Origin of the sequence: Desulfocurvus vexinensis DSM 17965, from assembly GCF_000519125.1 — a bacterium.
Lineage (GTDB): Bacteria > Desulfobacterota > Desulfovibrionia > Desulfovibrionales > Desulfovibrionaceae > Desulfocurvus > Desulfocurvus vexinensis.
The window spans coordinates 1-21,086 of record NZ_JAEX01000014.1 but is presented as its reverse complement, the minus strand read 5'-3'; the positions used below and the strand labels follow the sequence as shown (position 1 = coordinate 21,086).

Below are 21,086 nucleotides of genomic sequence, written 5' to 3'. Positions count from 1 at the left end.
CGTGGTCGCGCCCCGGCCCTGCGGGTGCGGTGCGCGGCTTGCGCTAGAGCAGCTTGAGGTCCCAGTTGAAGGTCGAGGCGCGCGTGGCCTTGGGCACCTCGCGCGGGATGGACTCGAACAGGTGCGCGAACATCACGTAGCCCGCGCTGGCCAGTTCGCCTTCCTTGGCGCGCAGGTCGATGCCCCAGTTGGGGTAGATCCAGTTGTTGGGGCCGTAGCGCCGGGTCCAGCAGATTTCGCCCTTGGGGCTTTTCAGCGGTTTTTCCGGCTTCACGGCGTCCGCCGGGATGCGCGTGATGCCCAGGGGCCACATGCCGTAGGTCACGAAGCCCAGGGGCAGGGGGCTGTGGCGGGGCAGCTCCAGGGCGTCCTCGCGGGCCAGCTCGGGGCTGACGATGGCCCCGGCCAGGCCCATGTCCGCCAGGGCCTGCACGGCCAGGGCGTTGGACACGTTGCAGAACGGCCCGGCCCACAGCTCGGCCTCGCGGCGGTGCGTCGGCTTGGGGCCCTTGGCGCCCCTGCCGCGCAGGGGGCGGCGCAGGTGCGCCCCGGGCGCCGGGCGCCGGGCTTCGTCGGCCTGGGCCGCGCCCTGGGCCTGCCCGCCGGGAAACAGGCAGACCTGCCACGGCGCGCCGAGCACGAAGCGCGTGGCCCCGGCGCGCAGGGCCTGGGCCACGGTGTCGGCCCACATGCGTTCCTCGTCGGGCCAGATCACCGGCGGCAGCCACCACCAGCTGCGCCCGGCCCCGGCCAGCTGCGACTTGGGCGAAAGCCACGCCGCCGGGGACAGGCCCTTGGCCAGGGCCTTGGGCGGGTGGCGGTTGACGTTCTGGATGATGACCGCGCCGCGCCCGCCGCCGCGCGTGAAGGGCCGGGGCATGGCCGGGGTGAAGTCCGGCGCCTTGGGCTCGCCCGGGGCGCCGGGGCGCGCGGCCAGCTCCTTGTCCAGGGCGGCGATGCGCCGGGTCAGCTCGGGTTCGCGGCGGTCCACCAGGAAGACCGTGGTGCCCGGGCGCGGGGCCGGGCCCTGGGCCGCGAAGTCCAGCCGCCCGCCCTTGGGCACCGCGCGGCTGACCTTGATGGTCTGGTGCCAGGGCTCGTCCTCGTAGCCGACGCGCAGCAGGTCGCCGGGCAAAAGCGCCAGGCGCGGCGTGATGTGCGGCGTGCGCCCGCGCGCCTTGTCCAGGGTCGCCACGGGCAGGCCCGAGCCGGTCTGGCCCCCGGTCTCCACCGGGTGGTGCAGGCGCTGGGGCAGAAAGCCGTAGTGCGTGCGCGGCCTGCCCAGGGCCTGTTCCAGCAACTCCTGGGCCGTCTTGCGCGCCGCGGGGTCGTCGATGCTGTCGCGCAGCAGGCGGTAGGCCGCCACGGCGTAGTAGACGTAGTGCGGGCCCTTCTTGCGGCCCTCGATCTTCCAGGCCCGCACCCGGGGCAGGCCCAGCAGCGGCTTGACCAGCACGTCCAGGCCCAGGTCGTTGCAGGAGAAAAAGCGCTCCTTGCGCGTTTTCTGCTCATATTCGCGGCGGCAGGGCTGCACGCAGCGCCCGCGCAGGCCGCTCTTGCCGCCCATGTAGCTCGACCAGTAGCAGCGGCCCGAGACGTTGTAGCACAGCGCGCCGTGGACGAAGACTTCCAGGTCGAGCCCCGGGGGGCAGGCCTGGGCGCAGGCGCGGATCTCGTCCACGTTCAGCTCGCGCGGCAGCACCACGCGTGACACGCCCAGGCGCTGGGTGGCCGCCAGGGGCATGGGGTGGCTCACGTTGGCCAGGGTGGACAGGTGCAGCTCGCCCTGGAAGGCGGCCTGGCGCGCCAGGGCGAGCAGGGCCAGGTCCTGCACGATGAGGGCGTGGGGCCGCACGGTCTCGGCCAGGCGCGCGACGAGCCGCCCTGCGGCGGGCACGTCGCCGGGCTTGACCAGGCTGTTGAAGGCCACGTACACACGGCAGTCGCGCTCGCGGGCCAGGGCCGTGAGCTCCGCCAGCTCGGAAACCGCGAAGTTGCCCGCCTGCATGCGCGCCGAAAAGTGCTTGAGGCCGACATAGATGGCGTCGGCCCCGGCGGCCAGGGCGGCCAGGAACGCCGTCCGGTCCCCGGCGGGGGCCAGGATTTCCGGCTGGTTGCTTGTCATGAGTTCTCCAAGTCTGTATCGTGCCCGGATTGGGGCATCATAGCACAATGCGCGACCAATAAGGAATATGGCCGATGTTTGCAAACGCTTGCCAGGACGTGACGGTACGGCGCCTGACCCGCCTGGGCGCGGGCGGGGCGCAGGGCGATTTCTTCGAACTGGCCCTGGACTTCCCGGGGGCGGAGGGCTCCGCCTGGGGCAAATGGCGCCCGGGGCAGTTCGTCATGGTCCGCCCCGAGGGCTTCGGCATGGACCCGCTCATGGGCCGCCCGTTCTCCATCGCCCGGGCCGACGAGGAGCACGGCGTGTGCGTGCTTTTCCAGGTGGTGGGCCGGGGCACGGCCAAGCTGGCCGCCCTGCGCCCCGGCGACAGGGTGACCATGTGGGGGCCCCTGGGCAACGCGTTTGCCGCGCGCCCGGGGGTGCCCACGCTGCTGCTCGCCGGGGGCATAGGCATCGCCCCGTTCCTGGAATACGTCAAGCGCCATTCCGCAAGTGCCGACCTGCGGCTCATTTTCGGCCACCGCCCGCCCCTGGACTGCTACCCCTTCGCCGAAATGGCCGCCCTGGCCGCCTGCGAGGCGCACCGCGAAACCTGCCCCGACGACCTGCAGGCCTTCATCGCCCTGCTGGGCGAGGTCATCCCGCAGTACTGCCCGGACGGGCTGATCCTGGCCTGCGGGCCGCTGCCGTTTTTGCGCACCGTGGGCCGGGTGGCGGGCGAGGCCGGGGGCCGGGCCCAGCTGTCCCTGGAAAACCGCATGGCCTGCGGCGTCGGCGCCTGCCTGGGCTGCGTCACCGAGCACAAGGAGCACGGCCCCTTGTCGGTGTGCGCGCGCGGCCCGGTGTTCTGGTCCGACGAAATCAGCCTCTAGGAGCCACGCCATGGACATGACCGTTTCCTTCGCCGGGCTGACCCTGGACAACCCGATCATCACCGCCTCGGGCACCTTCGGCTACGGGGTGGAGTACATGCGCTTTGGCGACCTGGGGCGCCTGGGGGCCATGGTGGTCAAGGGCCTGTCCCTTGAGCCGCGCCGGGGCAACCTCATGCCGCGCATCGCCGAAACCCCGGCGGGCATGCTCAACGCCATCGGCCTGCAGAACATCGGCGCCCGCGAGTTCGTGGAAAAGCGCCTGCCCGCCCTGCCCTGGGCCAAGACCCCGGTCATCGCCAACCTCTACGCCTGCGAGGCCGAGGAGTTCGGCGAGCTGGCGGCCTACCTGGCTGCGCAGGAAGGTATCGCCGCCCTGGAGGTGAACATCTCCTGCCCCAACGTCAGCGAGGGCGGCATCCTTTTCGGGCAGGACCCGCGCCTGGCCGCGCGCGTCACCGAGGCCGTCAAGCGCCGCGCCGGGTCCAAGCCGGTCATCGTCAAGCTGACGCCCAACGTCACGGACATCGCGGCCATGGCCCGCGCCGCCCAGGACGCCGGGGCCGACGCCCTCTCGCTCATCAACACCCTCTCGGGCATGGCCGTGGACGCGCGCACGCGCAGGCCGCGCCTGGCCAACGTCGTCGGCGGGCTCTCCGGCCCGGCCATCAAGCCCGTGGCCCTGCGCTGCGTGTGGCAGGTCTGCCAGGCGGTGAAGATCCCGGTCATCGGCATCGGCGGCATCGCCAGCGCCGAGGACGTGCTGGAGTTCATCCTCGTGGGCGCCACGGCGGTGCAGGTGGGCACGGCCAATTTCATCCGTCCCGACGCGGCCTTCCGGCTGGTGGACGAGCTGCCCGCCCTGTGCGCGACCCTGGGCGTCGAGTCCTGGGACGCCTACCGGGGCAGCCTGAAGGCCTGAGGCCCCGCGCCTCCCGTTCGCCAAACCCCGGGCCCGGCGCCCGGCGGGCCGCCCGTGCGGCCCCTGTCAGGAGATTCTTCCCCATGGAAAGCCTGCTCTACGTCGTCCTGGCCCTGCTGGCCGGGGCCACGGCCCCGGTGCAGGCGGGCATCAACTCCCGCCTGCGCGAGTCCTGGGCCGGAGACGCGGTGACCGCCTCCCTGGTCTCCTTCGTGGTCGGCACCCTGGCCCTGGCCTGCTATCTGGTGGCCACGCGCACCCCCTGGCCGGGGCTGCCCGCGCGGGTGCCGTGGTGGCAGTGGAGCGGCGGGGTGCTGGGCGCCTTTTTCGTGACCATGACCATCTTCCTGTCCTGGCGCCTGGGCGCCACGGCCATGTTCGCCCTGGTGGTGGCCGGGCAGCTGGCGGCCTCCCTGGCCCTGGACCATTGGGGCCTCTTGGGCTACCCGGCGCAGCCCATGAGCTGGGGCCGGGTGCTGGGCGCGGGGCTGCTGGTGGCGGGGGTGGTGCTGGTCCGCCGGGGCTAGGGGCGCGGCGGGAGTTGCTTTGTGCCCGCGAATAGGGTTGAATGCCTCCTGTCCGGGTGCCTGCGCGCCCGGGACGCCTCCCCCCGCCTGGAGAACGCATGAAGGGCCTCCTGCTGACCTGTATCCTCGCCGCCGCCCTGGGCCTTGGCGGCATCGCCGCCTGGGCCGTGGTGCATGTCAACCCCGCCATCCGCTGCTGCGTGGAGGCGTGCGGGGCCGTGGTCCTGGCCGCGCCGGTGAACCTGGACGAGTCCGACGTGTCCATCCTTTCGGGCCAGGGCGAGCTGCGCGGGTTGCAGATCGGCAACCCCGGGGGCTTTGCCGCGCCGCTGGCCGCGAGCCTGGGCGCCGTGCGCCTGGAGCTGGCCCCGGAGTCCTTTTCCGGCCCCGTGGTCGCCGTGCGCACCCTGGTGGTCGAGAGCCCGGCCATCACCTACGAGCGGGGCGCCGCCGGGGCTTCGAACCTCGACGTCCTGCTGTCCAACGCCCTGGAGACCGCCCGCAACGAGCGCCTGGCCCGCGACGCCCGGGCCGCCCGGGGCGGCGAGCCCGGCGGCGTCCAATTGCTGGTCATCGACGAGCTGGTGGTCCACGACGCGACCCTGACCCTGGCGCCGGGCGGTGCGACCCTGCACCTGCCCAAGCTGCGGCTGGCGGGCATCGGCCATGGCCGGGGCGGCGTGCCGCCGTCCGAGGCCCTGGCCCTGGTGCTCGGCGCCCTGGCCCGGGCGGCGGATCAGGCCGTGGCCGCTCATCTGTCGGCCCTGGCCGGGACCCCGCCCCCGGCCCCCGGGCCCTAGCCCGGCGAATTTTCGTAATCCCTTTCCGCCCATATTCAGCCGCGACCGTTCCCCCTCGCGCGACACAGGGACTTCCGTCATGAACCTCACGTTGAAGAACAAGGCGCTGTTGCATCTGGCCCTGAGTCTGGCCGCCGTGCTCGTGGCGGCGCTCCTGCTGCTGCTTGGCGTGGAGGCCTTCCACCAGGCCAGCCTGGCCGAGACCCTGCTGGTGGGCCTGGCCTTTGCGATCCTTTCCGGCTCGGTGATCCTGGCCAACCTGGATGCCCGGCGCGTGGCCGGGCGCATCGAGGCCCTGGCCGCGCAGGCCGACAGCGCCGCCAGGGGGCTGGACGCCCGCGCGGCCCAGGCCCCCCAGGCCCCCGACGAGCTGGCGGGCCTGGAGCAGAGCCTGAAGGCCCTGACCGCCGCCATCGCCACCCGCTGCGCCGAGAGCGAGCAGGCCCACGCCGAGGCCCTGGCCAGCGCCCGCGAGGCCGAGGCCGCCCACCGCGAGGCCCAGGCCCGCGAAAAGGACCTCGCCGCGCGCAACGAGGCCATCACCCAGGCCGCCCATCAGGCCACCGACGTGGCCGGGGCCATGGCCCAGGCCATGGAGCGCCTGGAGGGGATCATCGCCGCCGCCACCGCCGGGGCCGGAACCCAGAAGGACCGCATGCGCGACACGGCCACGGCCATGGAGCAGATGACCGCCACGGTCCTGGACGTGGCCCGCAACGCGGGCGACACCTCCGACAAGGCCTCGGAGACCATGCGCCTGTCCGAGGAGGGCGCCGGGGTCATGGAAGGCGTGCGCGCCTCTATCGCCACCGTCACCGACCACACCTCGGCCCTGCAGATGACCATGCAGCAGCTCGGCGATCAGGCCCGGACCATCGGCGGCGTCATCAGCACCATCAACGACATCGCCGACCAGACGAACCTGCTCGCGCTCAACGCGGCCATCGAGGCGGCGCGGGCGGGCGACGCCGGGCGCGGGTTCGCCGTGGTGGCCGACGAGGTGCGCAAGCTGGCCGAGAAGACCATGCACGCCACCAAGGAGGTCGAGGCCCAGATCGGCTCCATCCAGGCCGGGGTCGCCCGGGGGGTGGAGGTTTCCGAGCAGATGATCGACGGCGTGACCGACGCCAACACCCGCAGCGGCGAGGCCCGCGAGGCCCTGGAGCGCATCCGGGCCAGGGCCGTGGAGACCTCGGGCAGCGTGGAGGCCATCGCCACGGCCAGCGAGGAGCAGTCCGCCGCCAGCGAGGAGATCGCCGCCGCCGTGGACGAGGTTTCGCGCATCGCCGAGGACACCGCCGGGGGCATGGACGAGTCCGGGACCGTGCTGCGCGAGTTCGCGCAACTGCTGGACGAGCTGTCGGCCACCGTGCGTGCCATGACCGGCGCCGCCCCCGCCCCGGCCCGCGCCCGGCGCCCGGCCCCGGCCCCTGCGCGTCCTGCGGCCAAGGCCGCGCCCCGGCCCGCCGCCAAGCCCGCCGCCGCGCCCCGCCCCGCCGCCAAGGGCGGCTTCCCCATCCAGTGGAGCGACGCGGCCATGTCCGTCGGCGTCACCGAGATCGACGAGCAGCACAAGATCCTGGTGGCCATGATCAACGACCTCAACGAGGCCATGCGCACGGGCCGGGGCAAGGACGCCCTGGAAGACATGATCCGCGGCCTCAAGGACTACGCGGCCTTCCACTTCGGCCACGAGGAGAAGCTCATGGCCAGCCACGACTTCCCGGGGCTGCTGGCCCACAAGGCGCGCCACCGCGACTTCGTGAAGCAGGTGGTGGACTTCGAGAAGGGCTTCGCCTCGGGCAAGGCCGCCCTGACCATGGAGGTCATGCAGTTCCTCAAGGACTGGCTGGTGGAACACATCCAGGGCACGGACCGGGGCTACACCAAGCACCTGAACGACCGCGGCGTGCGCTGACCCGCGCCCGCCCGCGCCATGCACAAGGCGCCGCCCCCGGCCGGGGGCGGCGCCTTTGTTCTGGCCGGACGCACTGGCCGGGCCTGCGGGCTGGCGGCGCGGGGCGCGGCTCAGGGCGCCAGGTCCTCCAGGTGGCCCCCGGCGGCCAGCCAGTCCAGCAGCTTGCGGTGCCCGGCGGGGAAGGCCAGGGCCGCCAGCTCTCGCGCCCCGGCCCATTGCCAGTCCACGGCCTCGGTGAGCACGGGCGCGGGCGGGTCGGCGTCCAGGGCCAGGGCGAAGCAGTGCAGGGTGACGCGAAAGCGCGTGTAGCCGTGGCGGATGACCGTGAGCGGCGCGGCCACGCGCACGGCGAAGCCCGTCTCCTCCATGAACTCGCGGACCACGGCCTGGGCGGGCGTTTCGCCGGGCTCCACGCAGCCGCCCGGGAACTCCCACAGCCCGCCCCACACGTCGCCGGGGGCGCGCTTTTGCACGAACACCCGGCCCCGGTGCACCAGCACGCCCGTGGCCAGGGCCAGGGGCGTGATGTCCTTCTTCTTGCCGGGCACGGGGCGGTGGGGCGCGATGTCCAGCCTGCGGGCCTCGCAGGCCGGGGCCAGGGGGCAGGCGGCGCAGCGCGGCCCGCGCGGCGTGCAGACCAAAGCGCCCAGCTCCATGAGCGCCTGGTTGTGCTCCCGGGCCCGGCCCGGGGGCAAAAGCGCCCCGGCCAGGCGCCACAGCTCGCGCTGGGTGGCGGCCTCGCCCACGGGCGCGTCGAGGTCGAACAGGCGGCAGAAGACCCGGGCCACGTTGGCGTCCACCAGGGGTTCGTCGTGGCCGTAGGCGATGGAGCGCACGGCGGCGGCGGTGTAGCGGCCCACCCCGGGCAGGGCCAGCAGGGCGTCCATGGCCTCGGGCACCCGGGCGCCGTGGCCCTCGACCATGGCCCGGGCGGCGGCGTGCAGGTTGCGCGCGCGGCTGTAGTAGCCCAGGCCCTCCCAGAGCTTGAGCACCTCGTCCTCGCGGGCGGCGGCCACGGCGGCCACGTCGGGCAGGCGGGCGGTCCAGCGCAGGAAATAGTCCACGGCGCGGTCCATCTGCGTCTGCTGGAGCATGACCTCGGAAATCCAGACATGGTAGGGCCGGTAGCCGCGTCGCCAGGGCAGGGGCCGCTGGTGGGCGGCGAACCAGGGCAGCAGGGCGGCCAGGGCGGCGGCGGGGGCTTCCGGAGTCGGGGTTGCGGCGGCGGAGGCGGAGGCGGACAAGGCCGGGGCGGAGGCTGTGGTGCGTGGCATGGCGTGGGGTGCGGGTTGCGGTGGGCGCGGGCGGACCAGGGCAGAAGAACACGGCGCGGCCCGGAAGGCAAGGGGGCGGCAAGTGGACGGGGCGGAAACGGCACGGGGGCGCGGGCCCGCAGGCCCCGCCCCCTGTGCGTCTCGTGCCGGTTCTGCCGCCCTCGCCCCGGCCCGCCTACATGCGCTCCCGGCCCATGTTGATGCCGATGGCCTCGGCGGCTTCGATGAGCTGCGAGGTGGGCGGCACCGTGCGCACCACTCCGGCCAGCTCGGCGATGGGTACGAGCACGATGTCGGGGGTGCGCAGGGCGACCATGTGTCCGAACTTGCCCTCGGCTGCGGCCTTGACCGCCGCCGCGCCCAGGCGCGTGCCCAGCACGCGGTCGAAGGCGCAGGGCGAGCCGCCGCGCTGGATGTGCCCGAGCACCGTGGTGCGCACCTCCAGGTCGATGTCCTGCTTGATGAGCCCGGCCAGGTGGTTGCCCACGCCGCCCAGCTGCGGCACGCCCTGCAGGCGCGTGGTGGCGGACTCCTGGGTGATGGCGCTGCCGCCCACGGCCACGGCGCCCTCGGCGGCCATGAGGATGGTGAACGGGCTGCCGCCCTTGGCGCGCAGGGTGATTTTGCGCACCACGTGGCGGATGTCGTAGGGAATCTCGGGGATCAGGATGATGTGCGCGCCCCCGGCGATGCCCGCTTCCAGGGCGATCCAGCCTGCGGTGCGGCCCATGACTTCCAGGATCATCACCCGGTGGTGGCTGCGCCCGGTGGTGTGCAGGCGGTCCAGGGCGTCGCAGGCGACCTGCACGGCGGTCTGGAAGCCGAAGGTGTAGTCCGTGCCTTCCAGGTCGTTGTCGATGGTCTTGGGGATGCCGATCATGGGCACGCCCTTTTGCTGGAGCTTGTAGCCGATCTCCAGGGTGCCCTCGCCGCCGACCACGAACAGGCAGTCCAGCCCCAGCTCGCGCACGGTCTGCACGGCCTTGTCCGAGAGGTCGCTCACGCGGATGGTCCCGTCGTCGTTCAGCTCGCGGTAGGCAAAGGGGTTGCCCTTGTTGGTGGTGCCGATGATGGTGCCGCCCAGGGTCAGGATGTCGCGGGTCACGGCGGTGTCCAGGGTCATGGTCCGCCCGGTGACCAGGCCGTCGAAGCCGTTGTGGATGCCCACGACCTGGGCGCCGTGCTGGATGACGGCGGCCCGGGTCACGGCGCGGATGACGGCGTTCAGCCCGGAGCAGTCGCCGCCGCCGGTGAGGATGCCGACGCGTTTGAGGGTCATGGTGCCTCCTGGGTGCAGGTGGGGTGATGGTTTCGCATAGCCGCAATGGCGCCCGCGCGCAACGCCCGGAAAACCCGGCCCGGGCCGGGCCCGGAGGCGGCTACAGCGCCAGACGCGGGCAGCTGGCGCGGTCGGGTACGAAGCTGTCCATGACCGGGGGCGTGTCGAAGCGCTGCTCCACATGGCGCAGCAGGAAGCGCCCCGGGTCGGCGAAGAGCGTGTCGGCGCGGTCCACGGCCACGGTGCGGCAGAACAGCTCGCCCCAGTTGGTGCTGTAGACCAGGCTGACCTCGCGCACGGTGTCCTGCTCGCGGGGCTGGACGAGGTTCAGGATGAAGAAGGCGCGCACGATACGCTCGGGGCGCAGCATCTCGTCGATGCTGGTGTTGAAGGTCGGCCCCGGCGGGAAGAATTCCGTCAGGCGGTGCAGCAGGGTGTCCAGGTCGCGCGCCGTCACCGGGGAGATGGAATAGTCGCCGCGCACCTCCACCCCGGGCGTGAAGAGACGGTTGCAGGCCAGCCAGACGAGCAGCTCGGCCAGCCCGGGGCCCTTGCGCAGGTCCGCCAGCTGGAGCCTGTCGCGGCTGGCCACCTCCTGGGCGCCCTGGATCTCCCAGTCCGTGGGGCGGCCCAGCTTCCTGTCCTTGGCCTGGAAGTGCAGGATGCGGAACGTGTTGCCGCCGATGGCCAGGAAGGGCGTGTGCTCGACCTTGTGCTTGCGGCGCGAGAAGCTGGAGGAGATCTTGCGTCCGAGCCTGGTCAGGTCCTCGGGGGTGATGGACACGTCGCCGCCCTGGGGCCGCAGCTCGCGCACGCGGGTGTAGGTGCGCACGATGAAGGCGTTGACCAGCCCGCCCACGTGCTCCAGGCGCCGGAAGGACCAGCCCCCGCCCGTGCCGAACCTAGCCTGCTCGCCCTGGAACATCTCGCGCAGCTGGGCGTCCTCCTCGCGCAGGGGCACGGCGCCCGGCGCGCAGACCTCGGCCACCTTGCTCTTGAGCAGGAACGACAGGCGCACCAGGGTCAGGGAGTCCTTTTCCCCGGCCCTGGCGTAGTGCTCGCTGACCTCGCGCAGCAGCAGCACGTAGGGGTCGGCGTCGGCCAGGGCGGTGCGCCCCGCCAGCAGCCCGGCCTTGATGCGGTCGCACAGCAGGGCGCCCTGGCCCGAGGCGCCCGAGGCGATGTACTTCTCCAGCAGGCCGAATTTCATGATCGACTTGAAGGGGCTCTTCAGGGCCTTGACGATCTGCCACAGGGAGGCGCCGAAGAACTCGCCGGGCGGGATGTCCACCAGGTTGCCCAGATCGATGAGCCGCCTGCCCAGGGGCCCGGCCCCGGCGAAGCGCCGGGCGGCGGCGTAGGCCCGGTCGTCGGCGCCCGGGGGCGTGAGCCACCACAGGGGCGCCTTGCCCGCCACGCGCACCGCCGTGCGGTAGAACTCCTCCTTGAGCAGCATGGCCTGGGCCGAGCCCGAGCTTTCCTGGTCGCTGAACCCGAAGTTGTTCTGGCGCACGCGCTCCAGGTCCATGGCGAAGAAATGGACTTCCAGGCCGAAGGTCCGCGCGGCCCAGGCCTCGATGCGCTCCAGGCGCCCGGCCAGGGCGGCGGCCAGGGCCGGGGTCATGCCCCGGGCGTCGTGGCAGACCCAGTAGTCCAGGTCCGAGGTCGGGGTCTGGGCGGCGGTGCCCGTGCTGCCGATGGTGTACAGGCCCTCGATGGACACCGGGGCGGGGGCGCCCCCGGCCTCGGGTTGCGCCAGGGCGGCGCCGGGGAACAGGGCCCGGGCGTCCTGCAGGGTGGTGTAGTCCGGGGCGTAGTCCGCCAGGCGGAAGGGCGCCGGGCCGGGGGCCGGGGGCGGCCCGTCCTCTGCGGCGGGGGCGGCGGGCGGGGCGAAAAGGTCGGCGTGCAGCACCAGCGGCGCCAGGCGGTAGAAGCGCGAGCGCTCGGGCCCGAGCTTGTGGCGGCACCAGGCCTCGCGGCGCAGGTTGTTCTCCAAAAAGGCCGCCAGGGCGGCGCGCTGGTCGCGGGCCTGGAACCAGGCCTCGGCCATGGCGGCGGCGGCGACGGCCTCCTGGGGGTCCAGGTCCGGCGCCGGGGGCGGGTCCTGGGCGGCCAGGGCCGTGGCCTGGGCCAGGAGGCGGCGGCTTTCCAGGCGCAGCAGGGCCGGGTGGTCGGTGTCCAGGCCTTCGGCCCGGGTGTCGGCCACGGCCAGGGCGGCCAGGGTCAGCCCGGTCAGCCGGGCGCCGGTCAGGCGCGCCCCGACCATGCGCGCCAGCACCAGCTCCACCCCGGCCAGGGCGCCCTGGCGCACCGCGAGGCCCGACAGGTCGCAGGCCGTGAAGCGCGCGGTGCTCATGGCCGTGTCGTGCAGGGTCAGCCCGCGCAGGTCGCAGGCGTGGAGATCGGCCCCGGCCACGGTGCAGCCGCACAGCAGGGCGCCGCGCAGGCTGGCGTGGTCCAGGCGCAGGTCGCGCAGTTCGCAGCCGTCCAGGCGGCAGCCCGCGAGGTCGCCGCCTTTGAAGGTGCAGCGCGTGAAGCGCACCCCCTGGAGCAGGGCGCCCGTGAACAGGACGCCTTCCAGGGTGCAGCCCTCGAAGACCGCGCCTTCCAGGAAGGCCCCGGAAAAATCGGCCCCGCGCAGGGTCCGGTCGCGGTAGACGGGCGAGCCCTTGGCCCCGCGCAGCGTCTCGCCGCCTCCGGGGCCGTCGAACTGCACGCTCAGGCCCGGGCCGCCGCCCAGGCGGGCAAGCAGGGAGTCCTTGTCGCGCCCGGCCCTGGCGCCGCCCCCGGCGGCGGGCGCCGCAGGCTTCCACGCGGCGGCGGCGGCCCGGGCGTCGCATCCGGCCTCGGGCCCGGGCACGGGCAGGCGGGCGGCCAGACGGGCCGCCCCCGGGCCGTGGGCGCCCCCCGCCAGCAGGCCCAGGCACGCCCGCACGCCCTGCGGGTCCAGCGCCGCCAGGGCGGCGAAAACCACAGGGGCGGTCTGGCGGACGCCGCCTGCGGCCTTGGCCCAGGCCAGATATTCGCGCCGGGGCAGCAGGGGCAGCAGGGCGGGGGCGGCGGTGGCCGCCGCGCCGTCCTTGGCGCACAGGCTGACCAGGATCTTGCCCTGGTCCTTGGGCGCGCAGACGGCCAGCACGGCCAGGGCCCAGGCCTTGACCCGGCGGTCGGGGTGCAGGGCCGTGCGCGCGGCGGCCACGGCCAGGCGCGCGTCGGCCCCGGGGCGGCAGCGCAGCACGGCGGGCAGGGCCGCCAGCAGGGTCGGGGCGTGGCGGGTGTCCAGCAGGGGCAGCAGCTCGCGGGCGAAGGCGGCCCGGCCCAGCACGGCGTGGCGGGCGATGATCGTCGCCAGCTCGCGGGCGGGGCGTTCGCCGCGGGCGATGCGCGCGGCGCCGTCGTCCAGGGCGGCGCGCACCAGCGTCCCCCACGGCCCGGCCAGCAGCATCTCGGCCACGCCGCAGGCCACCTCCCGGCCCGCAGCGTCCATGTCGTCCAAGAAGGCTGCGGCCCGCTCGGCGGGCAGGTCGGCCAGCAGGGGCAGGGCGGCCAGGGCGGGGCCGCGCAGGGGCTCGGTCAGCGGGTGCTGGTCGTCCAGCAGCAGGTTCAGGACGTGGGGCAGCAGCGGCCCGGCGGCCTCGGGCAGGTCGGGCTTGTGGCGCGGGTCGGCCTCCATGGACCGCAGCAGCACGGCGACCAGCAGCGGCGCCGCCCCCGGGCCCAGGCGCGGCAGCAGCGCGGCATACAGGGCCGCCGCGCCGGGCTCGGCCCCGGCGTGGCGCGCGGCCAGCAGCAGGGCGGCCTCGGCGCGCGCGGCGTCGCCCCCGGGGCCGGGCAGGGCCGCCAGGGCGTCCGCCAGCCGCGCGATCTCCTCGCGTTCGCGCTCGCGGGGGGCGCGGCCGGTCATGTCGCCCAGGCGGCGCAGCAGGCCTGCGGCCTCGCCGCCGGGCGGGGAGGATGGCGTGGAAGAAGCTGTCATGCGCGTCGCACGTCGGGTTGAGGGGGCGGGCAGTGGCCCGTGTCGGCGGGCAGCATACAGAAAACGCCGCCGAAGTCCAAAGGGAAGGCGTCAGCCCCCCCCGGCCTGGTCGGCCACGGCCTGGGCCGCCCGGCGGGCCGCTTCGGGGTCGCCCAGGTAGCGCCGCCCCAGGGAGGCCAGGTTCGCGTCCAGCTCGTAGACCAGGGGAATGCCCGTGGGGATGTTCAGCCCCGCCACCTCGTCCTCGCCCATGCCGTCCAGGTGCTTGACCAGGGCGCGCAGGCTGTTGCCGTGGGCCGCCACCAGCAGTCGGCGGCCCTGGCGCACCTGCGGCGCCATGACCTGCTCCCAGTAGGGCAGCACGCGGGCCACGGTGTCCTTCAGGCTTTCGCCGCGCGGCAGCTCGCCGGGGGCGAGGTCCGCGTAGCGCCGGTCGCGCCCGGGGTCGCGCGGGTCGCCGGGGTCCAGCGGCGGCGGGGGCACGTCGTAGCTGCGCCGCCAGGCGAAGACCTGCTCCTTGCCGTAGCGCGCGGCGGTCTCGGCCTTGTCCAGGCCCTGCAGGGCGCCGTAGTGGCGCTCGTTCAGCCGCCAGCAGAGCTGCGTGGGCAGCCACATGCGGTCCATCTCGCGCTGGATGATCCACAGCGTGTCGATGGCCCGGCGCAGCAGCGAGGTGTGGCAGATGTCGAAGTCCAGGCCTGCGGCCAGCAGCAGCCGGGCCCCGGCCCGGGCCTCCTCGGCGCCCTGGTCGGTCAGGTCCACGTCGGTCCAGCCGGTGAAGCGGTTTTCGAGGTTCCAGCGGCTCTGGCCGTGGCGCACGAGGACGAGGGTATGCATGGGCACCTCCGGGATGTGCCGCCCGGCGGGCGGCCAGCGGCCCCTTGCCAGAGGGGCCATGAACCAGTATGTACACGAGTTGCCCGGGCATGAAAAGCCGCTTGCGGGCGGTCCCGGGTGAAAACACTTGCCAAGGGCAGGCGACCGGGGTATGTAACCCCCCTTTTCCGATACTTTGGAGGCACGATCATGAAAAACGATATCCATCCCAAGACGTTCGAGTCCACCATCCGCTGCGCGTGCGGCTTCGAGATCCAGGCCAAATCCACCAAGGGCAACCTGGTGGAGGTCGAAATCTGCTCCAACTGCCACCCCTACTTCACGGGCAAGCAGCGCTTCGTGGACACCGCCGGGCGCATCGACCGGTTCCGCAAGAAGTACGCCAAGTTCGACAAGGGCGAGTAGCCCCTTCGGCGGGGCCTTCCCGCACGATTTCCGCCCCTGCGGACCCGTGTCCCGCGGGGGCGTTTTTTCGTGGGCGCCCCGCGCCCGGACCGGGCAGGAAAGCACAGCCATGGCACATACGTCCACCCAAGGCAGACCCGGCGCACTGCGCCGCGCGGCCCTGCGGGCCCTTGGTCCCGTCCTGGCCGCCGCACCCGCCGTGGGCGGGCAGGCGGTGATGGAAGGGGTCATGATCCGCAACCGCGAACGGCTGGCCATCGCCGTGCGCAAGCCCGACGGCTCCATCCACCTGGAAACGCGGCCCTGGTTCTCCCTGACCTCGGCGCCGCTGTTGCAGCGCCCGTTTTTGCGCGGCTTCCCGGTGCTGCTGGAGACGCTGGTCAACGGCATCAAGTCCCTGAACTGGTCGGCCCAGGTCAGCCTGGACGAGGGCGAGGACGAGATCAAGCCGTGGGCCCTGGCGCTCACGGTGGGCGTGTCCATCGCCCTGGCCCTGGGGCTGTTCGTGGTGCTGCCGCACCTGTTCTCCCTGGGCGTGGCCTACCTGGGCCTGGGCGGGGGCACCGAGTCCCTGAGCTTCCATGCCTGGGACGGCTTCTTCAAGCTCGGGGTCTTCCTGGCCTACATCAGCGCCATTTCGCTGCTGCCCGACATCCGCCGGGTGTTCCAGTACCACGGCGCGGAGCACAAGGTCATCTGGGCCTACGAGAGCGGCTGCGAGCTGACCCCCGAGCGGGCCCGGGGCTACAGCCGCCTGCACCCGCGCTGCGGCACGGCGTTTCTGCTTTTCGTGCTGTCCCTGTCCATCGTGCTGCACGCCGTGCTCATCCCGGGGCTGCTCATGCTCTACGCGCCCCAGGGCGAAGTGCTCAAGCAGGCCTACGTCATCGGGGCCAAGTTCCTGATGCTGGTGCCCGTGGCGGCGGTGTCCTTCGAGCTGATCAAGTTCACCGCGCGGCGCAGCGAGGGCACGGTGTGCCGCGCGTTGTGCTGGCCCGGGCTCATGCTCCAGCGCCTGACCACCTTCGAGCCCGACGACGAGCAGCTCGAGGTCGCCATCGCGGCCCTGCGGGGCGCGGTGGACAAATAAGTCCGCCCCGGAGGGCACCCATGTTCGCCAAGCTGGAAAGCATCGAGAAGAAGTACGAGGAGCTGGAGGCCCAGCTCGCCGACCCCTCGGTGTTCGACGACCAGGAGCGCTACCGCAAGCTCACCAAGACCCACGCCGATCTGGGCGAGATCGTGCGCGTGTTCCGCGAATACCGGACCATGGACCGCAACCTCGCCGAGAACCGCGAGATGTTCGACGACCCCGACCCGGAGATCCGCCAGATGGCCCGGGCCGAGGCTGACGAACTGCGCGCGAGCCTGCCCCGGCTCGAAGAGCAACTGCGCATCCTGCTGCTGCCCAAGGACCCCCTGGACGACAAGAACATCATCCTCGAAATCCGTGCGGGCACCGGCGGCGAAGAGGCCGCGCTCTTCGCGGCGGACCTGTTCCGCATGTATTCGCGCTTCGCCGAGACCAAGGGCTGGCGTCTGGAGGTCCTGAGCTCCAGCGATACCGGCACCGGCGGTTTCAAGGAAATCATCGCCAACATCTCGGGCAACAAGGTCTACAGCCAGCTCAAGTACGAGTCGGGCATCCACCGCGTGCAGCGCGTGCCGGCCACCGAGTCCCAGGGCCGCATCCATACCTCCGCCGTCACCGTGGCCATCCTGCCCGAGGCCGAGGAGGTCGAGGTGGAGTTGCGCCCCGAGGATCTGCGCATCGACGTGTTCCGCTCCTCGGGCCCCGGCGGCCAGAGCGTGAACACCACCGACTCCGCCATCCGCGTGACCCACATGCCTTCGGGGCTGGTGGTCATCTGCCAGGACGAGAAATCCCAGCACAAGAACAAGGCCAAGGCCCTCAAGGTGCTGCGCTCGCGCCTGTTCCAGATCGAGCAGGACAAGGCGGACAAGGAGATGTCCGACGCGCGCCGGGCCCAGGTGGGCAGCGGCGACCGTTCCGGGCGCATCCGGACCTATAACTTCCCCCAGAGCCGCGTGTCGGACCACCGCATCAACCTGACCCTGCACTGCCTGGACGAGATTCTCCAGGGCGACCTGGAAGAACTCGTGGAGGCGCTGGTCGCCCATTTCCAGGCCGAGGCCCTGAAGCTCCAGGCCGACGCATGACCTCCTGCGGCCCCACCGTGGGCCGTCTGCTGCACGAATGCGAGGACCTGCTCGCGGCGGCGGGGGTGGACAGCCCGCGCCTGTCGGCGCAGGTTCTGGCCGCCCACGCCCTGGGGCTGGAGCGCCACGCGCTGCTGCTGGCCCGCTCGCGGCCCCTGGAACCCGCCGAGGCCGCCCGGGTGCGCGCCCTGGTGCGGCGCCGGGCCGGGGGCGAGCCCGTGGCCTACATCACCGGCGTGCGCGAGTTCTACGGGCTGGAGTTCGCCGTGGGGCCCGCCGTTTTGGTGCCGCGCCCGGAAACCGAACATCTGCTGGAGCAGGCCGAGGCCCTTTTCGCGCGCGATGCGCCCCTGGTCTTCGCCGACCTGGGCACGGGCAGCGGCTGCCTGGCCGTGGCCCTGGCCCACCGCTTCGCCCGGGCGCGCGGGCTGGCCCTGGACGCCAGCGCCCCGGCCCTGGCCGTGGCCCGGGCCAATGCCCGCAGGCACGGCGTGGCCGCGCGGCTGCAACTGCTGCGCGCCGATTTCGGGCGCCCCTTCGCGGCCCCCGGGTCCCTGGACCTGGTGCTGGCCAACCCGCCCTACGTCAGCCAGGACGAATACCAGGACACCTCGCGCGAGGTCCGCGATTTCGAGCCGCGCACGGCCCTGGTGCCCGAGGCCCCGGGCCGGGCCGACGGGCTGGAGTGCTACCGGGCCCTGGCGCCCCGGGCTGCCGAGGCCCTGCGCCCCGGCGGCGCGCTGCTGGCCGAGATCGGCTGCGGGCAGGGCGCGGCGGTGCGCGCCGTGGTGCTGGGCACCGGGGCCTTCGCCGAAGTGCGCGTGCTGCCCGACCTGGCCGGGCTGGACCGCGTGGTGGCCGCCCGCCGGGTCTGAAGGCTGGCGGGGCGGACGCAAGAGCAGGGGCCCGAAACGTGGGCCGAAAACAACGCCTGTTGTGCATAGAAAACAAAAACGGACTCTAGAGATTTTTTAACAACACGTATTTTCAATGGGTTATCGACATTTGCTGTGCGGCACATATCTTGCTTATGGGGCCGCATGAACCAGACCACCATCGCAAAATCCGTCCGCTGCTCCGGCGTCGGCCTCCACGGCGGGGGCAAGGTCGGCCTCGTGCTGCATCCCGCCGGGCCCGACACGGGCATCGTTTTCCATTTGCACACCGCCCAGGGCGTCAAGCGCCTGGTGCCCGACCCGGGCCATGTGGTCGGCACCGGGCTGGCCACCACCCTGGGCAACGGCGACGGCAACGTCTCCACCGTGGAGCACCTGCTGGCCGCCATCCGCGGCCTGGGCATCGACAACATCGTGGTCGAGGCCGAGGGCAGCGAGGTGCCGATCATGGACGGCAGCGCCGGGTCCTTCGTGTATCTGCTGCGCTCGGCGGGTCTGGCCGAGCAGAACCGCCCGCGCCGCGTGCTGGCCGTGACCCGGGCCTTCGAGCACAAGGACGGCGACAAGCGCATCCGGGTCGAGCCCCACGACGGCTTCCGGGTGGACTACCTCATCGAGTTCGACCATCCGCTCATCGGGCGCCAGACCATGCGCCTGGACCTGACCCCCGAGAACTTCGTGCGCCGCGTGGCCAAGGCCCGGACCTTCGGCTTCCTGTCCGACGTCGAGGCCCTGCGCCGCAACGGCCTGGCCCTGGGCGGCTCGCTGGAGAACGCCGTGGTCCTGGACGAGTACGGCGTGGTCAACCAGGAAGGCCTGCGCTACAAGGACGAATTCGTGCGCCACAAGGTGCTGGACTTCATCGGCGACATGGCCGTGGCCCCGCTGCCCCTGTGGGGGCACTTCGAGGTCCGCTGCTCGGGACACGCCTTCAACAACGAGTTCCTGCGCCTGCTCATGGACAACGCGGCCACCTGCCTGCGGACCATGACCCCGGCCGGCGCCGAGGCTGCGGGCCTGCGCGAGGCCTCGCCCGCCCGCGCCGTGGCCGCCGCCGTCGCCACGGCCTGAGCCCCGGCGCGCCCGCTCCTGGCCGCCCGCCTTCCCCCAGGGGAGGGCGGGCGGCTGCGTTTTTGGGGCCCCCGGCGCGAGGGCCGCGCGCATGGGGCAGGTGGCACCCCCCGCCGCGCGGCGCGGCGCGGAAAAACCCGGGCGCGGGCGCGGATTGTCCTTGCCCAGGCCTGCGAAATGGCGTAAGCCTCCCCCTCGGCCCTGGTGCCCGGAGCGGCCCAGGGTGCGACGGGATGCGCCCCGCGGAATTTTTGCTTGACGTTTCAATCCCGGGCGTATAGTTACCCGAATCCCGGCGGCGCTCGGCGTCGTCGCAGCGAGCTGGCTGGCGTAGCTCAAATGGCAGAGCAGCTGATTTGTAATCAGCCGGTTGCGGGTTCGAGTCCCATCGCCAGCTCCAATTTGACATGAACGATGGTGGGGTTCCCGAGTGGCCAAAGGGAACAGACTGTAAATCTGTCGGCGAACGCCTTCGGAGGTTCAAATCCTCCCCCCACCACCACTAGCGACGCGAAAGAGACTGTAGGAGGCGGGCCCTGGGCCTGCCGCTGGACTGCATCATCGCGGGAATAGCTCAATTGGCTAGAGCATCAGCCTTCCAAGCTGAGGGTTGCGGGTTCGAGTCCCGTTTCCCGCTCCATTTCCCGCCGTCCAGACCCACCTCCAGTTTTTTTGAGTCGGCCCACGTAGCTCAGTAGGTAGAGCGCGTCCTTGGTAAGGACGAGGTCAGCAGTTCAATTCTGCTCGTGGGCTCCATATTTCAACATGTAACTATTTCGAACCGTAACCGTACGGGGGTAGACCGAAATGGGTAAGGCGAAGTTTGAGCGCAAGAAGCCTCACGTCAACGTTGGCACCATTGGTCACATCGACCACGGCAAGACCACTCTGACCGCTGCGATCACCAAGATCGCCGCCATGCGTGGCGGCGGCGCCTTCGTGGCCTTCGACGAGATCGACAAGGCCCCCGAGGAGAAGGAGCGCGGCATCACCATCGCCACGGCGCACGTGGAGTACGAGACGGACAACCGTCACTACGCGCACGTGGACTGCCCCGGTCACGCCGACTATATCAAGAACATGATCACCGGCGCGGCCCAGATGGACGGCGCCATCCTGGTGGTCGCGGCCACCGACGGCCCCATGCCGCAGACCCGCGAGCACATCCTGCTGGCGCGCCAGGTGGGCGTTCCGTCCATGGTGGTGTTCCTGAACAAGTGCGACATGGTGGACGACGCGGAGCTTCTGGAGCTGGTGGAGCTCGAGGTCCGCGAGCTGCTGTCCAAGTACGAGTTCCCGGGCGACGACATCCCGGTGATCCAGGGCTCCGCCCTCAAGGCCCTGGAGGCCGAGAGCGTGGACGACGCGGCGGTCAAGCCGATCCTGGACCTGCTGGCCGCGTGCGACTCCTACATCCCCGAGCCGCAGCGCGACATCGACAAGCCGTTCCTGATGCCCATCGAGGACGTGTTCTCGATCTCGGGCCGCGGCACCGTGGTCACGGGTCGCGTTGAGCGCGGCGTGATCAAGGTGGGCGAGGAAGTGGCGATCATCGGCATCAAGCCGACGGTGAAGACGACCTGCACGGGCGTTGAGATGTTCCGCAAGCTGCTGGACCAGGGCCAGGCTGGCGACAACATCGGCGCGCTGCTTCGCGGCGTGAAGCGCGACGAAGTGGAGCGCGGCCAGGTGCTGGCGGCCCCCGGGTCGATCACCCCGCACACGAAGTTCAAGGCCGAGGTGTACGTGCTGTCCAAGGACGAGGGCGGCCGCCATACCCCGTTCTTCAGCGGGTACCGTCCGCAGTTCTACTTCCGCACCACCGACGTGACCGGCGTGGTGACCCTGGAAGAGGGCGTCGAGATGGTCATGCCCGGCGACAACGCGACGTTCAACGTCGAGCTGATCGCTCCCATCGCCATGGAGCTCGGCCTGCGCTTCGCCATCCGTGAGGGTGGCCGTACCGTGGGCGCGGGCGTCGTCTCCGAGATCGTGGAGTA

Annotated in this window: 16 protein-coding genes and 4 tRNA genes; 15 read left to right on the top strand and 5 right to left on the bottom strand. The window is 72.3% G+C overall.

Annotation, left to right across the window (positions count from 1 at the left end; all coding sequences use genetic code 11):
* Window positions 1–43 precede the first annotated feature (43 nt).
* The gene (locus tag G495_RS0110450) at window positions 44–2,125 is read right to left on the bottom strand and encodes a peptidase U32 family protein (RefSeq protein ID WP_028587778.1); all 2,082 of its coding nucleotides are present in this window, start codon (window positions 2,123–2,125) and stop codon (window positions 44–46) included.
* 98 nt (window positions 2,126–2,223) lie between these two features.
* On the opposite strand from G495_RS0110450, the gene G495_RS0110445 reads away from it, so the two are divergent.
* The 5 genes from G495_RS0110445 (at window position 2,224) to G495_RS18620 (ending at window position 7,167) form a co-directional block, all read left to right on the top strand.
* A complete protein-coding gene (locus tag G495_RS0110445) occupies window positions 2,224–3,000 on the top strand; it encodes an iron-sulfur cluster-binding protein (RefSeq protein WP_245588411.1) in 777 nt (258 codons plus the stop codon).
* 10 nt (window positions 3,001–3,010) lie between these two features.
* Entirely contained in the window at window positions 3,011–3,922 is a 912-nt protein-coding gene (locus tag G495_RS0110440) for a dihydroorotate dehydrogenase (RefSeq protein WP_028587776.1), read from the top strand.
* Between the two features lie 83 nt (window positions 3,923–4,005).
* A complete protein-coding gene (locus G495_RS0110435; RefSeq protein WP_028587775.1) occupies window positions 4,006–4,449 on the top strand; it encodes a DMT family transporter in 444 nt (147 codons plus the stop codon).
* A gap of 98 nt (window positions 4,450–4,547) precedes the next feature.
* Window positions 4,548–5,249, top strand: a complete 702-nt coding sequence (locus tag G495_RS0110430) for an AsmA family protein (RefSeq protein ID WP_028587774.1) — start codon at window positions 4,548–4,550, stop codon at window positions 5,247–5,249.
* 79 nt (window positions 5,250–5,328) lie between these two features.
* On the top strand, window positions 5,329–7,167 hold the full coding sequence (locus G495_RS18620; protein WP_051445272.1) for a bacteriohemerythrin: 1,839 nt from the start codon (window positions 5,329–5,331) through the stop codon (window positions 7,165–7,167).
* Window positions 7,168–7,277: 110 nt separating this feature from the next.
* On the opposite strand, the gene mutY is transcribed toward G495_RS18620, so the two are convergent.
* From mutY to gpmA, 4 genes are all read right to left on the bottom strand, one after another.
* A complete protein-coding gene (gene mutY, locus G495_RS0110420) occupies window positions 7,278–8,441 on the bottom strand; it encodes an A/G-specific adenine glycosylase (RefSeq protein ID WP_084458129.1) in 1,164 nt (387 codons plus the stop codon).
* Window positions 8,442–8,616: 175 nt separating this feature from the next.
* The gene (locus tag G495_RS0110415; RefSeq protein ID WP_028587772.1) at window positions 8,617–9,720 is read right to left on the bottom strand and encodes a 6-phosphofructokinase; all 1,104 of its coding nucleotides are present in this window, start codon (window positions 9,718–9,720) and stop codon (window positions 8,617–8,619) included.
* Between the two features lie 100 nt (window positions 9,721–9,820).
* Window positions 9,821–13,696: a class I adenylate cyclase gene (locus G495_RS0110410; RefSeq protein WP_156939673.1), complete on the bottom strand. Its 3,876-nt coding sequence runs from the start codon at window positions 13,694–13,696 to the stop codon at window positions 9,821–9,823.
* A 90-nt stretch (window positions 13,697–13,786) separates the two neighbouring features.
* Complete coding sequence (gene gpmA / locus G495_RS0110405) at window positions 13,787–14,533, bottom strand: 2,3-diphosphoglycerate-dependent phosphoglycerate mutase (protein WP_028587770.1); 747 nt, start codon at window positions 14,531–14,533, stop codon at window positions 13,787–13,789.
* A 189-nt stretch (window positions 14,534–14,722) separates the two neighbouring features.
* Here gpmA and rpmE point away from each other — a divergent pair, with 189 nt between their 5' ends.
* From rpmE to tuf, 10 genes are all read left to right on the top strand, one after another.
* Entirely contained in the window at window positions 14,723–14,938 is a 216-nt protein-coding gene (gene rpmE / locus G495_RS0110400) for a 50S ribosomal protein L31 (RefSeq protein ID WP_028587769.1), read from the top strand.
* A 109-nt stretch (window positions 14,939–15,047) separates the two neighbouring features.
* Entirely contained in the window at window positions 15,048–16,028 is a 981-nt protein-coding gene (locus G495_RS0110395; RefSeq protein ID WP_051445271.1) for a DUF1385 domain-containing protein, read from the top strand.
* Window positions 16,029–16,048: 20 nt separating this feature from the next.
* The gene (prfA, locus tag G495_RS0110390; protein ID WP_028587767.1) at window positions 16,049–17,119 is read left to right on the top strand and encodes a peptide chain release factor 1; all 1,071 of its coding nucleotides are present in this window, start codon (window positions 16,049–16,051) and stop codon (window positions 17,117–17,119) included.
* Window positions 17,116–17,994: a peptide chain release factor N(5)-glutamine methyltransferase gene (gene prmC / locus G495_RS0110385; RefSeq protein ID WP_051445270.1), complete on the top strand. Its 879-nt coding sequence runs from the start codon at window positions 17,116–17,118 to the stop codon at window positions 17,992–17,994. Before prfA ends, prmC begins: the two co-directional genes overlap by 4 nt.
* Window positions 17,995–18,159: 165 nt before the next feature.
* A complete protein-coding gene (gene lpxC, locus G495_RS0110380) occupies window positions 18,160–19,086 on the top strand; it encodes a UDP-3-O-acyl-N-acetylglucosamine deacetylase (RefSeq protein ID WP_028587765.1) in 927 nt (308 codons plus the stop codon).
* 324 nt (window positions 19,087–19,410) lie between these two features.
* Window positions 19,411–19,486: transfer RNA gene (locus G495_RS0110375), tRNA-Thr, on the top strand.
* A 16-nt stretch (window positions 19,487–19,502) separates the two neighbouring features.
* Window positions 19,503–19,588 (top strand) — tRNA-Tyr (locus G495_RS0110370).
* 61 nt (window positions 19,589–19,649) lie between these two features.
* Window positions 19,650–19,726 (top strand) — tRNA-Gly (locus tag G495_RS0110365).
* Between the two features lie 40 nt (window positions 19,727–19,766).
* A tRNA-Thr gene (locus G495_RS0110360) sits at window positions 19,767–19,842 on the top strand.
* A gap of 51 nt (window positions 19,843–19,893) precedes the next feature.
* Window positions 19,894–21,086 (top strand): elongation factor Tu (gene tuf / locus G495_RS0110355; protein ID WP_028587764.1); only part of this gene is annotated, 1,193 nt, incomplete at its 3' end.

What these genes read in the sequence shown, in the direction of transcription:
- G495_RS0110450 (WP_028587778.1), bottom strand. Translation starts at nt 2,125, where the DNA reads ATGACAAGCAACCAGCCGGAAATCCTGGCCCCCGCCGGGGACCGGACG.
- G495_RS0110440 (WP_028587776.1), top strand. Translation starts at nt 3,011, where the DNA reads ATGGACATGACCGTTTCCTTCGCCGGGCTGACCCTGGACAACCCGATC.
- G495_RS0110435 (WP_028587775.1), top strand. Translation starts at nt 4,006, where the DNA reads ATGGAAAGCCTGCTCTACGTCGTCCTGGCCCTGCTGGCCGGGGCCACG.
- G495_RS0110430 (WP_028587774.1), top strand. Translation starts at nt 4,548, where the DNA reads ATGAAGGGCCTCCTGCTGACCTGTATCCTCGCCGCCGCCCTGGGCCTT.
- G495_RS18620 (WP_051445272.1), top strand. Translation starts at nt 5,329, where the DNA reads ATGAACCTCACGTTGAAGAACAAGGCGCTGTTGCATCTGGCCCTGAGT.
- mutY (WP_084458129.1), bottom strand. Translation starts at nt 8,441, where the DNA reads ATGCCACGCACCACAGCCTCCGCCCCGGCCTTGTCCGCCTCCGCCTCC.
- G495_RS0110415 (WP_028587772.1), bottom strand. Translation starts at nt 9,720, where the DNA reads ATGACCCTCAAACGCGTCGGCATCCTCACCGGCGGCGGCGACTGCTCC.
- G495_RS0110410 (WP_156939673.1), bottom strand. Translation starts at nt 13,696, where the DNA reads ATGACAGCTTCTTCCACGCCATCCTCCCCGCCCGGCGGCGAGGCCGCA.
- gpmA (WP_028587770.1), bottom strand. Translation starts at nt 14,533, where the DNA reads ATGCATACCCTCGTCCTCGTGCGCCACGGCCAGAGCCGCTGGAACCTC.
- rpmE (WP_028587769.1), top strand. Translation starts at nt 14,723, where the DNA reads ATGAAAAACGATATCCATCCCAAGACGTTCGAGTCCACCATCCGCTGC.
- G495_RS0110395 (WP_051445271.1), top strand. Translation starts at nt 15,048, where the DNA reads ATGGCACATACGTCCACCCAAGGCAGACCCGGCGCACTGCGCCGCGCG.
- prfA (WP_028587767.1), top strand. Translation starts at nt 16,049, where the DNA reads ATGTTCGCCAAGCTGGAAAGCATCGAGAAGAAGTACGAGGAGCTGGAG.
- prmC (WP_051445270.1), top strand. Translation starts at nt 17,116, where the DNA reads ATGACCTCCTGCGGCCCCACCGTGGGCCGTCTGCTGCACGAATGCGAG.
- lpxC (WP_028587765.1), top strand. Translation starts at nt 18,160, where the DNA reads ATGAACCAGACCACCATCGCAAAATCCGTCCGCTGCTCCGGCGTCGGC.